At 40.2% G+C, this 13,987-nt stretch carries 11 protein-coding genes, 1 tRNA gene, 1 rRNA gene and 1 pseudogene; 4 read left to right on the forward strand and 10 right to left on the reverse strand.

From position 1 onward, the window contains the following. Window positions 1-48: 48 nt before the first annotated feature. The 6 genes from A4G16_RS09430 to frdA form a co-directional block, all read right to left on the reverse strand. Window positions 49-124 (reverse strand) — tRNA-Glu (locus A4G16_RS09430). Window positions 125-327: 203 nt separating this feature from the next. Continuing rightward, window positions 328-1,867: ribosomal RNA gene (locus tag A4G16_RS09435) — 16S ribosomal RNA — on the reverse strand. Between the two features lie 482 nt (window positions 1,868-2,349). Further along, the gene (frdD, locus tag A4G16_RS09440; RefSeq protein ID WP_027073921.1) at window positions 2,350-2,697 is read right to left on the reverse strand and encodes a fumarate reductase subunit FrdD; all 348 of its coding nucleotides are present in this window, start codon (window positions 2,695-2,697) and stop codon (window positions 2,350-2,352) included. An 11-nt stretch (window positions 2,698-2,708) separates the two neighbouring features. Next, complete coding sequence (gene frdC / locus A4G16_RS09445) at window positions 2,709-3,101, reverse strand: fumarate reductase subunit FrdC (RefSeq protein ID WP_165889636.1); 393 nt, start codon at window positions 3,099-3,101, stop codon at window positions 2,709-2,711. A gap of 9 nt (window positions 3,102-3,110) precedes the next feature. Beyond that, the gene (locus A4G16_RS09450) at window positions 3,111-3,842 is read right to left on the reverse strand and encodes a succinate dehydrogenase/fumarate reductase iron-sulfur subunit (protein WP_027073923.1); all 732 of its coding nucleotides are present in this window, start codon (window positions 3,840-3,842) and stop codon (window positions 3,111-3,113) included. Between the two features lie 15 nt (window positions 3,843-3,857). Beyond that, window positions 3,858-5,660, reverse strand: coding sequence for a fumarate reductase (quinol) flavoprotein subunit (gene frdA, locus A4G16_RS09455; RefSeq protein WP_165889637.1), 1,803 nt, complete (start codon window positions 5,658-5,660; stop codon window positions 3,858-3,860). A gap of 324 nt (window positions 5,661-5,984) precedes the next feature. Here frdA and epmA point away from each other — a divergent pair, with 324 nt between their 5' ends. From epmA to A4G16_RS09470, 3 genes and pseudogenes are all read left to right on the forward strand, one after another. After that, complete coding sequence (gene epmA / locus A4G16_RS09460; protein WP_165889638.1) at window positions 5,985-6,968, forward strand: elongation factor P--(R)-beta-lysine ligase; 984 nt, start codon at window positions 5,985-5,987, stop codon at window positions 6,966-6,968. A 51-nt stretch (window positions 6,969-7,019) separates the two neighbouring features. Next, a complete protein-coding gene (gene rarD, locus A4G16_RS09465) occupies window positions 7,020-7,904 on the forward strand; it encodes an EamA family transporter RarD (RefSeq protein ID WP_165889639.1) in 885 nt (294 codons plus the stop codon). Between the two features lie 119 nt (window positions 7,905-8,023). Beyond that, a pseudogene (locus A4G16_RS09470) lies at window positions 8,024-10,032 on the forward strand (BCCT family transporter). 84 nt (window positions 10,033-10,116) lie between these two features. Here the strand turns inward: A4G16_RS09470 and A4G16_RS09475 are convergent. Both A4G16_RS09475 and murJ read right to left on the reverse strand, forming a co-directional pair. Then, complete coding sequence (locus tag A4G16_RS09475; RefSeq protein ID WP_165889640.1) at window positions 10,117-10,584, reverse strand: methyltransferase family protein; 468 nt, start codon at window positions 10,582-10,584, stop codon at window positions 10,117-10,119. Window positions 10,585-10,586: 2 nt separating this feature from the next. Further along, window positions 10,587-12,161, reverse strand: coding sequence for a murein biosynthesis integral membrane protein MurJ (gene murJ, locus A4G16_RS09480; protein ID WP_165889641.1), 1,575 nt, complete (start codon window positions 12,159-12,161; stop codon window positions 10,587-10,589). Between the two features lie 387 nt (window positions 12,162-12,548). On the opposite strand from murJ, the gene rpsT reads away from it, so the two are divergent. Continuing rightward, a complete protein-coding gene (gene rpsT / locus A4G16_RS09485) occupies window positions 12,549-12,812 on the forward strand; it encodes a 30S ribosomal protein S20 (RefSeq protein ID WP_025216373.1) in 264 nt (87 codons plus the stop codon). A gap of 111 nt (window positions 12,813-12,923) precedes the next feature. Here rpsT and mscL read toward each other — a convergent pair whose 3' ends face one another. Then, window positions 12,924-13,322, reverse strand: coding sequence for a large-conductance mechanosensitive channel protein MscL (mscL, locus tag A4G16_RS09490; protein ID WP_165889642.1), 399 nt, complete (start codon window positions 13,320-13,322; stop codon window positions 12,924-12,926). Between the two features lie 136 nt (window positions 13,323-13,458). After that, complete coding sequence (gene hemG, locus A4G16_RS09495) at window positions 13,459-13,986, reverse strand: menaquinone-dependent protoporphyrinogen IX dehydrogenase (protein ID WP_165889643.1); 528 nt, start codon at window positions 13,984-13,986, stop codon at window positions 13,459-13,461. Window position 13,987: the final 1 nt, after the last annotated feature.

Raw genomic sequence — 13,987 nt, forward strand, 5'->3', positions numbered from 1 at the left:
GTTTCTCAATTTTTAAAGAACATTAAGACAATAAAAATCATCTTTAAATGGCGTCCCCACGGGGATTCGAACCCCGGTTACCGCCGTGAAAGGGCGATGTCCTAGGCCTCTAGACGATGGGGACAACATTTAAAGATGCTTTCCGCTTTGCCATTTTGGGTTAAACATTCTAGCTACTTTTGCCATATCTTGCAAGATTATGACCGCTTGAATGCCTAACTTTCATTCATCTCTTGTCCTGCGCTTATCTATCAAACAATCTGTGTGAACACTTGCTGTCGTTACAGCTCCACTTCGCTCTCGCTTAGCTTCGCCCTTGATTTTTGGTAAGGAGGTGATCCAACCGCAGGTTCCCCTACGGTTACCTTGTTACGACTTCACCCCAGTCATGAATCATACCGTGGTAAACGCCCCCCTTGCGGTTAAGCTATCTACTTCTGGTACAACCCACTCCCATGGTGTGACGGGCGGTGTGTACAAGGCCCGGGAACGTATTCACCGCAACATTCTGATTTGCGATTACTAGCGATTCCGACTTCATGGAGTCGAGTTGCAGACTCCAATCCGGACTTAGACGTACTTTCTGAGATTCGCTCACCATCGCTGGGTCGCCGCCCTCTGTATACGCCATTGTAGCACGTGTGTAGCCCTACTCGTAAGGGCCATGATGACTTGACGTCATCCCCACCTTCCTCCGGTTTATCACCGGCAGTCTCCTTTGAGTTCCCGACCGAATCGCTGGCAACAAAGGATAAGGGTTGCGCTCGTTGCGGGACTTAACCCAACATTTCACAACACGAGCTGACGACAGCCATGCAGCACCTGTCTCAAAGTTCCCGAAGGCACACTCGCATCTCTGCAAGCTTCTTTGGATGTCAAGAGTAGGTAAGGTTCTTCGCGTTGCATCGAATTAAACCACATGCTCCACCGCTTGTGCGGGCCCCCGTCAATTCATTTGAGTTTTAACCTTGCGGCCGTACTCCCCAGGCGGTCGATTTATCACGTTAGCTACGGGCACCAGAGTTAAACCCCAATCCCCAAATCGACAGCGTTTACGGCGTGGACTACCAGGGTATCTAATCCTGTTTGCTCCCCACGCTTTCGCACATGAGCGTCAGTACATTCCCAAGGGGCTGCCTTCGCCTTCGGTATTCCTCCACATCTCTACGCATTTCACCGCTACACGTGGAATTCTACCCCTCCCTAAAGTACTCTAGACTCCCAGTCTGAAATGCAATTCCCAGGTTAAGCCCGGGGATTTCACACCTCACTTAAAAGTCCGCCTGCGTGCCCTTTACGCCCAGTTATTCCGATTAACGCTCGCACCCCCCGTATTACCGCGGCTGCTGGCACGGAGTTAGCCGGTGCTTCTTCTGTAGTTAACGTCAATTGATTGTTCTATTAAAACAATCACCTTCCTCGCTACCGAAAGAACTTTACAACCCGAAGGCCTTCTTCATTCACGCGGCATGGCTGCATCAGGGTTCCCCCCATTGTGCAATATTCCCCACTGCTGCCTCCCGTAGGAGTCTGGACCGTGTCTCAGTTCCAGTGTGGCTGGTCATCCTCTCAGACCAGCTAGAGATCGCGGGCTTGGTGAGCCTTTACCTCACCAACTACCTAATCCCACTTGGGCTCATCTTATGGCAGGTGGCCAAATGGTCCCACCCTTTAGTCCACAGACATTACGCGGTATTAGCTACCGTTTCCAGTAGTTATCCCCCTCCATAAGCTAGATTCCCAAGCATTACTCACCCGTCCGCCACTCGTCACCCAGGGAGCAAGCTCCCTTGTGCTACCGTTCGACTTGCATGTGTTAAGCCTGCCGCCAGCGTTCAATCTGAGCCATGATCAAACTCTTCAATTCAAAAAGTTCAATCGCTCAATATGTACTGACATAAAAATCGCACTCCAAAATCAACTAAAAAGTTAATTAAAGAGAAAATGAATTTCTAGTTAAGCACCTATTAAGACTTCAAAATTAAAAAAATATTTTTAAATCAAGTCAATCAACAAGTGCCCACACAGATTGTCTGATAAATTTTTAAAGAACAAAATAAAACGACGCACTGCAATCTAAACAAACCGTTCACAACAGCGCGTCGTTGTGTGGTGCGTATTATAGGGAAAAATAAAACGAACGCAAGCAAAAATTGTAAAAAATTTTAAAAAAGATCTTTTTTGCAGATATTTAGTACAAATTGATCATTTTCGACACCAAAAAAGAACGTTTTTTGTGTTTTGCAAATTAACCTTTGAATTAAACCGCTTGTATACACTAAAAATTCAGGGCTATCCTCAGCTATTTAGAATAACCCTAGAAATCTTATCCTTTCCGTGTTTCTTTGATTAAATTTGCACAACAGCAATAATTATCAAGATTGTATATAGGATAGATAAGCCGTAGAAAATTACATTGCCTGCCGGGGTATGTATTTTTAGATCATGTAAGCCATGATGGATGCGGTGCATTCCGGCCCACATTGGGAAAATAGCAAGAACCATAATGACAAGTTTTCCAATACAAGTGTGTGCAAAGGCAATAATGTTATCAGGTGAAACCAAACCAAACGGCAGTAGTAAGCCGATAATAAAGATCACTACAGGGAAAAATATTGCACTTACCATACCGCCGGCACTAAATAGTAACCATACAGGTGGCTCATTAGAACGTTTTGGATTTTGATCAAGACTCATATTATTCCCCTTTAAATATAAACCAAAATTAATGCAATAAGACTGATAACACCTGTTACTGCCCAAAGCACATTTCTGCCTACAGAAACAGGTAAATGCTTACCTTTTACCATAACTGACATCACTTCAGGTGTCATAACAAAGAGTGTTGCTGCATGGTATATCATTGCACCAAGTGAAATAACATTTAAAATTATAACAAATGGATTTTGTAAGAAACCGATAAAATCGGTGGCAAATGTACCTTTACTTAATGCAACAGCCCCGTAAAAAAGAACAATACAGAACCATACTGTTGGAAGGCAAGTTGCTTCACGTAACATATACATTTTATAGAAGTCGAGTTTTTTCCACCAAGTGGCTTTCATTTCGCGCACATAGGGTTTACGTTTTGTCGCTGGCATTTCTTCCTCCTATCTCGGTTTGATCATTGAGATAACATAATCTTTTGCACTTTCAAGTTTACCTTGGTTCACTGCTGATGCCGGACCAACGTGTTTCGGGCAAACTTCTGAGCAATATCCTACGAATGTACAGCTCCACACACCGTTTTTACTGCTTAGTAATTTCATTCGTTCTTCACGACCATTATCACGGTTATCAAGATTATAACGGTGAGCAAGCGTAATCGCTGCTGGTCCGATAAATTCCGGATTTAAACCAAATTGTGGGCAAGCTGCATAGCATAAACCACAGTTGATACACATTGAGAATTGACGATATTTCTCTAATTGTGCAGGTGTTTGCTTCGTACGCTGACCTTCAGGTGCTTTATTATCGATCACATAAGGTTTGATTGCTTCAAGGCTATCAATAAAGTGGCTTAAATCAACCACTAAGTCACGCTCGATAGGGAAGTTAGCCAGCGGCTCAATTCGCATAAAACCACTATAATCGCGTAAGAAAGTTTTACACGCCAATTTTGGCTTGCCGTTTACCATCATTCCACAGGATCCGCAAATCGCCATACGGCAAGACCAGCGGTATGAAAGCTCAGGTTCTAGTTCATCTTTAATAAAACCAAGGGCATCCAATAGTGAAGTTTGGCTATCGTAAGGGACTTCATATCTATCTAAATGTGGCTCGCTATCTGATTCTGGGTTATAGCGTAGCACTTCGATGGTCATTTTTTCTAAATTTGCCATTTTCTTGCTCCTTCTCTACTGTTTTGCCTGAGCTTCGGCTTCTTTTTTTGCTTTTTCTTGTGCTTCTGCTTCTGCACCGTATACACGTTTAGCCGGTTGCGATTTCGTGATCTTCACATCGCTATATTTAATGGTTGGTGTGCCATCTGCATTGTAGTAAGCTTGAGTGTGTTTCAAGTAGTTCACATCATCACGTTCAACATAGTCTAAACGTTGGTGTGCACCACGAGACTCTTTACGCTCCACTGCAGAACACGCAATAGATTGTGCTACATCTAAGATAAAGCCTAATTCAATTTTGTAGAGTAAATCAGTGTTAAACACGCTAGATTTATCTTTTATACTGATATTTTTATAACGTTCTTTTAGTTCTTGAATCTTATTGACCGCACCTTCCATACTTTCTTGAGTACGGTAGATACCACAACCTTCTTCCATTGCATCGCCCATTTGGTTACGAATATCAGACCAAGATTCATTCCCTTCTTGACGAGCTAATGCATGTAAACGAGCCACAACATCTTGCGCTTGAGCATCAATTTGAGCTTGATTGCGGGAAGTCACCTCTAGAGCACGACGAGCAGCATTTTCACCGGCAACTTTACCGAATACGACTAATTCTGCCAATGAATTAGAACCTAAACGGTTAGCGCCATGTAAGCCGGAAGATGCACATTCACCTACAGCAAATAAACCTTTGATTGATGTTTCTGCATCCATATTCACTTCAATACCACCCATAGTATAGTGAACTACAGGACGAACAGGAATTGGTGATTTCGCCGGATCAACACCCTCATAAGCTTTTGCTAATTCACAAATGAACGGTAAACGCTCAAGCAAATATTTTTCGCCCAAGTGACGTAAATCCAAGTTCACCACATCTACACCTTTTGCGGTTTTTAACGTATTCCCTTTACGCCATTCTTGCCAGAACGCTTGAGAAACCTTATCACGCGGGCCTAATTCCATATATTTATTTTCAGGTTTACCGATTGGCGTTTCAGGGCCTAGTCCATAATCTTGTAAGTAGCGATAGCCATCTTTATTCACTAGGATACCGCCTTCACCACGGCAACCTTCGGTCATTAATATACCCGTGTTCGGTAAGCCTGTTGGGTGATATTGTACAAACTCCATATCACGCAGAGCTACACCATGGCGATAAGCCATAGATAAACCGTCACCGGTTACAATACCACCATTGGTATTAAAGCGATAAGTACGGCAACCGCCACCAGTTGCAATCACTACCGCATTAGCGTTGATTTGAACTAACGTTCCTTCCATCATATTCATTGCCACACAACCGCGAGCTTCACCGTTGTCGGTTAGAATATCTAATACAAAATGTTCATCAAAACGCACGATATTTGGATATTTAATCGAAGTTTGGAAAAGCGTATGCAAAATGTGGAAGCCGGTTTTATCTGCTGCAAACCAAGTACGCTCAATTTTCATTCCCCCGAAACGACGAACGTTAACCTCACCGTCTTCACGGCGGCTCCAAGGGCAACCCCAACGTTCTAATTGTGTCATTTCAATTGGAGAATGCTCAACAAAGTACTCCACAATATCTTGCTCACATAGCCAGTCTCCACCGCCTACTGTGTCGTTAAAGTGATTGTCAAAAGAATCTGTATCTTTAATTACTGCTGCTGAGCCACCTTCTGCTGCCACTGTATGGCTACGCATTGGATAAACCTTTGAAATTAAGGCAATTTTAAGATTTGGATTAGCCTCTGCCGCAGCAATAGCAGCACGTAAGCCGCCGCCACCTGCACCAATAATTGCAACATCAAAATTAACACTTTGCATAATGCACTCCGAAAGTTAAATAAACTTATTTCATTAAAAACAAGGATATTGTGCCACTATTTCATTAATGAAATAAGCTATTTTTACAAAGTTGTAACATAAAAAGTGTGATTTTGTGATCTACCTCAAAAAAGGTAATAAAGTCTTGCTATCTATTGAGAATCGCTCTTAATTAAAATCGTAATTTTTTAATCAATAGAATTAGAAAAATTAATTTGTTTCAAAAATGTTAATAAAAAACACCATTTTTTCTTTTTTGAGCTGCTAGGGTTACTCTCTTTTTTACGCTAAAATAGAGGCAACTTTTTCAAGCGGTCAAATTTAATGAATAATTTACAACTCGATACTATTGATTGGAAACCTACAGCCTCTATATCTCATCTTATCCAACGTGCTAAAATTATGGGGGAACTACGCAAGTTCTTTACTGATCGAGGCATTTTAGAGGTGGAAACCCCTATTTTAAGCGAATTTTCGGTAACAGATATTCATCTTTCCACTTTTAATACGCAATTCATGTCTCCTTTTGCAAGCAATGCCAAAACGCTTCATTTAATAACAAGCCCTGAATATCACATGAAGCGTTTATTAGCTGCAGGCAGTGGACCAATCTTTCAGATTTGTAAGGTGTTTCGTAACGAAGAAGCTGGAAAAAAACATAACCCGGAATTTACCATGTTAGAATGGTATCGTCCGCATTTTGATATGTACCGATTAATCAACGAAGTTGATGATCTATTGCAACAAATTTTAGATTGCGAACCAGCGGAATCTTTTAGTTACCAATTCGTCTTCCAAACCTATGTCGGACTGGATCCGCTCTCAGCCTCAAAAGCGCAATTAGTCGAGAAAGCCCGTAAGCATGGCTTGCAATGTGAAGACGATGAAAATCGCGATACCCTATTGCAATTTTTATTTAGCGAAGTTGTTGAAGCTAACATTGGCAAAGAGCGCCCAACGGCCATTTACCACTTCCCTTCCAATCAAGCTGCATTAGCACAAATCAGTTCGGAAGATCACCGTGTTGCTGAGCGGTTCGAGTTTTATTATCAAGGCTTAGAACTGTGTAACGGTTTCCATGAGCTAGATGATGCAGACGAACAAATCCGTCGTTTTGAGCAAGATAATATTCAACGGGAAAAAATCGGGCTGGAGCCTCAACAACTTGATACAAGATTTCTTGCTGCATTAAAAGCCGGTATTCCTAATTGCTCCGGAGTAGCATTAGGCATTGACAGGTTAATGATGATCGCAATGGGCGTAAACAAAATTGAAGATGTGATGGCATTTGGCATAGAGAATGCGTAAAAAAATCACATTTTATAACCGCTTGCTTTACCTTCATGACAGGAACATCAAATGAAAATTGCAGATAAATTAAAAGGCTGGCACTATGCTTTGTTGTGCTATCTCAGTTGGGGAATGTTTCCTATCTACTGGCACCCTATCAATCAGTCAGGTATGCCTGCTGAGCAAATTCTAGCTCAGCGCGTGTTATGGTCTGCCTTATTTGCCATCTGCTTACTGCTATTCTTCCAACAAGGTAGAGCCTTGGTGAACACATTCAAACAGCCAAAAATTTTAGGTGTTTTTTGCTTATCTGCCTTTATGATCGGCGTTAATTGGCTCGTGTATCTCTGGGCAATTGTCAATGAACACATTTTAGATGCCAGTCTTGGTTATTTCATCAACCCAATCTTCAACGTCTTTCTAGGTTGGCTGTTACTAAAAGAACAACTCAATAAAGCTCAATTAGTCTCGCTTATTTTTGCCATTTCAGGGATCCTATGGCTTGCCATACCGGCAGGGCAAGTGCCTTGGGTCGCATTGATTTTAGCGGGTAGTTTTTGCTGCTATGGATTTATCCGAAAATTTGCACCGATGGAACCTTTATCCGGCTTGACCTTGGAAACTTTATTAATGTCACCATTTGCAGCAGCTTACCTCTTTTTCTGCCACACTCAAGGTATGTTGGTTTTTAGTGAACTAAATACCCTGCAAATGACAATATTACTTTGTTCAGGTGCAGCAACCACTATTCCGCTGGTCTGGTTTGCAATAGGAGCAAGGCAAATACCGATGTCATTACTGGGCATGCTGCAATACATTTCCCCTACCTTGCAATTTTTATGTGGCGTATTGATTTTCAATGAAACACTCTCTGCCGAGCGCCTAGTTGGTTACTTTTTAGTGTGGATTGGTGTTCTCGTTTTTCTACTGGGTATGAAAGCAAAAGCGAAATAACTCAATGAGCCGTCAGCAAGCCTCTATCTATGCCATTACTATTTTACCTTAAAATTGCTAACACCATAACTTTTTGATATATTGGAAAAATCGTCTTTCAAAAATTAGGGAGTTTTATATTGAGTTTTTTCAAAAAATTACAAACAGGGACTACTTTTAGAATGCCGGTATTTCTTCCTAGTGTTCTCTTTGTTAGCTTTGTTGCTATTTTCTGTATTGCCTTTCCAAGACAAGCACAAACTTCGCTGGACAACATCAAAAATATTCTTTTCCAAAACTTTAGCTGGTTCTATATTTTTGCAGGCTCAGTCTTTTTCTTATTCCTTATTTTTCTTTCTTTTAGCCGACTAGGTGATATTAAATTAGGGGCTGACACCGATGAGCCAGAATTTGGTTTTGGTTCTTGGATTGCTATGCTATTTGCTGCCGGTATGGGGATTGGATTAATGTACTTTGGCGTAGCAGAACCAATATTACATTATCTAAAACCTGTCCAAGAAAACTTAACTGAATCAGAGCGTATGAAAGAAGCGATGATGACAACCTTTTATCACTGGGGGATTCACGCCTGGGCAATTTATGGTGTCATTGCTTTAGCTCTTGCCTACTTTGGTTTTAGATATAAATTATCTTTAACGATTCGTTCCGGATTTTATCCGTTATTAAAAAACCATATTTCAGGTTTTTGGGGGCATGTAATTGATATTATTGCCCTTTGCAGTACTATTTTTGGTTTAACTACCACGCTAGGCTTTGGCGTAATGCAAGTAAGTGCCGGATTTAATAATCTTGGTTTAATTGAAAATAGCAGTTTTACTATTCTTGCTACCATTGTAGTCATCGCCATGACACTTGCCGTTTTATCCGCTATTTCCGGAGTCGGTAAAGGGGTTAAAATCTTAAGTGAGATCAATTTAACTCTCGCAGGTCTGCTCCTTGTTTTTGTCATTATTACAGGACCAACACTACTGCTTTTTTCAAGCCTTACTGAAAATTTAGGCTACTACTTCAGTTCTCTACTGGAAGTCAGTTTCCGTACTTTTGCTTACGAACCGGAACATCAAGGCTGGCTAAGCGGTTGGACAGTTCTCTACTGGGCCTGGTGGGCTTCTTGGGCGCCCTTTGTCGGTCTATTTATTGCCAAAATATCCAAAGGCAGAACTATCCGTGAATTTATTTTAGGCGTGTTATTTGTACCATCGCTCTTTAATATTTTATGGATGACTAGCTTTGGCGGCTCTGCAATTTGGTTAGATCAACAAACTGCAGGTGCATTAGCTGCAGTGAGTAGCAACACCGAACAGCTACTATTTACCTTTTTTAGCTACTTGCCTTTTGGCTCTATAATCTCCTTTATTGCCATTTTGGTAATTTCAATTTTCTTTATTACATCGGCAGATTCCGGTATTTTTGTACTCAACAATATTGCCTCACAAGGGGAAGAAAATGCACCAAAATGGCAGACTGTCCTTTGGGGAGGGTTATTGCCTTATTGGCCTTATCATTACTCTATTCAGGTGGATTGGCTTCTCTCCAAACAATGACGCTGATTATCGCTCTCCCATTTACTTTCATTATGTTGATACTTTGTATCGGTTTATGGAAAGGCTTGATGGTAGATAATCACTACTTTAATAAAAAATTCTCTCAAGGCAGCCAACATTGGGCAGGAAAAGATTGGAAACAACGCTTGGAAAAAATCATTAATCCAAGCAATAAACAAGATGTTCGTCGCTTCTTTATCCAAGTCGCCAGACCTGCTTTTTTAGAATTAATAGATGAATTTGAAAGCTATGGTTTAACAGCAAAAATGAATTTCACAAACGAGCAAAATCCAAAATTAGAATTTGAAGTGGTGAAAGAAAATTTACGCAATTTCATCTATGGTATTGAAAGCGTACCACGCCAATTATCTGATTTAGTTGTAGAGGATGATAACCTACCAAATATTGAGGCAAATACTATTTATGAGCCTATTACTTACTTCTTAGATGGTAGAGAAGGTTATGACATACAATATATGACTAAAGAAGAGCTTATTGCCGATGTGCTACAACAGTACGAACGCTTTATCAACTTAGCAATGGATAACTCACATAACTTAATGACAGCAGATGTCCAAATCTAGGTTAAGTTAATCCTCAACTATAAACAAGCGGTTAGATTTTAATGAAAATTTGCAAAATTTCTGCTAAATCTAACCGCTTGTATATTAAAACCAACGCCTTACTTGCGTTAAATAATCTGAATAACCTTTCCCAAATTTTTTCAACAAAATCTGTTCTTCCGGTTTAATCTGAAAATAGGTGACCAACCACATAAAGAGCGGCACAATAAACCAGGCGAGTAACGATCCCAATAATAATGCCCAGCTGATTAATCCCAATAATAACGCAAGATACATTGGATTTCGACTTTTGCGGTAAATCCCTACATTCACAAGCCGATTGGTATTTTCAGGCTTAAAAGGACTGTAAGTCGTCTTTGCTCGATGTAAGGCACTTATTGCCAATGTGGCAATAACCCCCGCACTTAAAGCCAGTAATGCCGCTAATATCAATATCATAATATGTTGATAATTAGGTAATGGGCTTGGGAAACAGTAAGCCAATAGCCACATGGCTGCTGCACAGAGCAAAAACCAAAGTGGAGGGGGAATTTTAAGTTTTAGTGCGTTCACTTCTATCCTGCTCTAAGATCCTTTTTACGAATGCCTAATACAAGAACCATCGCAAAATAACTTCCTGCTGCTAAAATTATTAACCAAACCAGCCAATAAATTTTCTGCCATATTGTCATTACGACCCATAGCTCAATACTCGGTGTAAAATAGGCCAGTAATGCCCCCATAATACAAGCAGCAACTAATAACTTTAATACAAAAACAAAGGTTTTCCGGCTCACTTTATAATAGCCGTTTTTTGATAGATGGAAATAAAGTAAGCTCACATTCACTAAAGCAGAACAAGCAGAAGCCAGAGCCAAACCGATATAACCCAAAAACGGCGCGAAAGCCAAGCCAAAACAAATATTACTGATGGCTGCAATAATACCTACCTTAACCGGCATTTTTGTATTTTGGTTAGCATAAAAACCGTTTGCCAACACACTAATCAGCATATAGCTATTTAACCCCAAACACATTACCCATAGCGGATAGGAAGTGGCTAATACATCTTCAAAGCTGAATTGACCTCGCATGAACATTGTCATAATAATCGGTTGTGCCAATACCGCCATTCCAATCATTGCCGGAATGCCGAGAAGCAGCACCATTCTCACTCCCCAATCCATTGTATTTTGGAAATCGGCAGCACGTTGTATTTCAGTAAGCTCTTTATTTTTAGCGATACGGGAAAGACTCGGCAACACCACCGTTGAAATTGCAATGCCAAATAAACCGAGCGGGAATTCAACTAAACGGTCGGCATAATACATCCAACTGATTGAGCCGGTAATTAAAAATGAGGCAATCACTTGGTTTAACAATAAATTAAGCTGGGTAACCGACACACCAAATAAGGCAGGAATCATTAATTTCCGAACTTTAGCAACCCCCTCGTCTTTCCAAGCCCATTTTGGCTTCACCAACAATCCTTCTTTTTTCATAAAAGGAATTTGGAATAAGAATTGTAACAAACCACCGAAGAATACCCCCCAAGCCAAGGCAACATCAGGGGAATCAAAATAATCTCTACCTAATAATGCCACAGCAATAATTGCCACATTCAACAGCACCGGAGAAAACGCCATTACACCAAATTTACCAATAGTATTTAGCACCGCCCCAGATAACGCGACAAAGGTAATAAACCACAAATAAGGGAAGGTAATTTTGAGCAAAAAGGAAGCTTGAGTAAATTTCTCAGCATTTGGACCATCATTGAGCCAATCTAAAAACCAACCTGTACCAAATAAAGCCGCCACAATCGGTGAACCAATCATCGCAAACAAAGTGACAATCGTCACCAATCCACCTAATGTGCCTGAGACTTTAGCAATAAACTCTCGGGTTTTGTTGAGATCATTATCGGCATTATATTCTGCCAACACCGGCACAAAGGCTTTGGAAAATGCCCCTTCGGCAAATAAACGCCGTAAAAAATTGGGAATACGGTTGGCAAATAAGAAAATATCCGCACTCACCCCAGTACCGAGAATAGTTGCGACTACAATGTCGCGAATTAATCCAAGTACCCTTGAAATGAACGTCATTCCGCTTACGATCATGCCTGATCTTAAAAGTTTTTTACTCATAAATTTTCTGTTTAAATATTTAATCTCTGAATTTTATCCCTATCTCTGCCTGCGGACTCCAAATAAACCCTTAGCTTTTTTCTCTTCCGTAAGGGAAAGAAGGAGATATCAACAAGCGGTTAAATTTCTGGAAATTTTTGCAAAAAAGACAAAGAAACAGACCGCTTGTCACTCGATCCTAAAAATCGATCACAATTTTAGCAGTTTGTTATAGGAAAATCAGAAAAAAACTGCTAAAATCTCGCCCTATCGTTTTCTTTTAGAAAAACGGTGTTATTTTCAAGCACGTGTCTCGTTGAAAATGAATTAAAAAAACTATCGATAGGCAATATAAGCAAAAATTTTGTTTATATCTAATTTTTACACAGATATTTTAGGAGTTTGACCTTGGCTAATATCAAGTCAGCAAAAAAACGTGCGGTTCAATCTGAAAAACGCCGCCAACACAACGCAAGCCAACGCTCAATGATGCGTACATTCATCAAAAAAGTATACGCAGCAGTAGCAACAGGCGATAAAGCAGCAGCTCAAGCCGCTTTCGTTGAAATGCAAAAAGTTGTAGACCGTATGGCGTCTAAAAACTTAATCCACGCTAACAAAGCAGCTAACCACAAATCTAAATTAGCAGCTCAAATCAAAAAATTAGCGTAATATCGAACAGATATGAAAAAGCCGACTATGACTTAGTCGGTTTTTTTCATTTTTAGCGTTCAGATAAAAGAAAAGGGCTGTGGTTACAGCCTTTCAATCTTTAAATAAAGATTATTTTTTCAATAAATCACGAATTTCTGTCAATAATTTCTCTTCTGCTGTTGGTTCAGCTGGTGCCTCAGGCTCTTCAACCGGAGCTTTCTTCAATGAGTTAATCACTTTCACCATACCGAATACCGCAATAGCAATAATTAAGAAATCAAATACGTTTTGGATAAACGCACCGTATTTAAGCATAACTGCTTCAGCACCTTCTTTAGCCGGTGCAATTTCGATAGCCAAATCTTTAAAATCAACACCACCGATTAACCAACCGATTGGTGGCATGATAACATCGCTTACTAATGAAGACACGATTTTACCGAATGCACCACCGATGATCACACCGACGGCCATATCAACTACATTGCCTTTTACTGCAAATTCACGAAACTCTTTTAAAATACTCATAGGGCTTTCCTTCGATTCAACTGGATTGTTTAAATATGATCTGCTTTAGATCATGGGTTGGCGATTATAATCAAAATAGGTAAAAATTATAGCAAATTTAACTAAATTTACGTTTATTTGATTTAGATCATTTTTATTATAATCCATTGCTTAATAATTTGCCAAAATTCTCGACTTGTTGCCAATCAGTATATTCGTATTCTTTGCTGGTGTCGGTATCTCCTTTGGTTATCTTCATAATAAAACGAATCATTATGCGATCAAAGGTAGTGTAACGAGGATAAAACAACGCTCCGGCAAAAACTTCAACATAGGTTGGCTGCCATTGAATTTTGGCTAAAAATTTTCGGATATAAGTATTCGTTTGCGCTGTATTACGGTTGGCTTTGCGAGCAGTCAAATTCACCCCATAAAATGCCGTTTTTTTCTGGTTGAGTATGCCGTAATATTGTTCAACAAATTGATATACCAATGGATTAAAATGCCCATAGCGAATAGATGCACCAATCACAATTTGATCTGCATTTGCAATTTTTTCAGCAAAATTGACCGCTTGATCTTTAAGCGAAATCAGCTCAACTTCATGAGTAATCACATTTGCCAATCGCTCGGCTATTTTTAGAGTTTGGCCATCAGTCGTAAAATAGAGAATTAAGGTTTTCATA

It is taken from the genome of Mannheimia granulomatis (assembly GCF_011455695.1).
Classification (GTDB): Bacteria; Pseudomonadota; Gammaproteobacteria; order Enterobacterales; family Pasteurellaceae; genus Mannheimia; species Mannheimia granulomatis_A.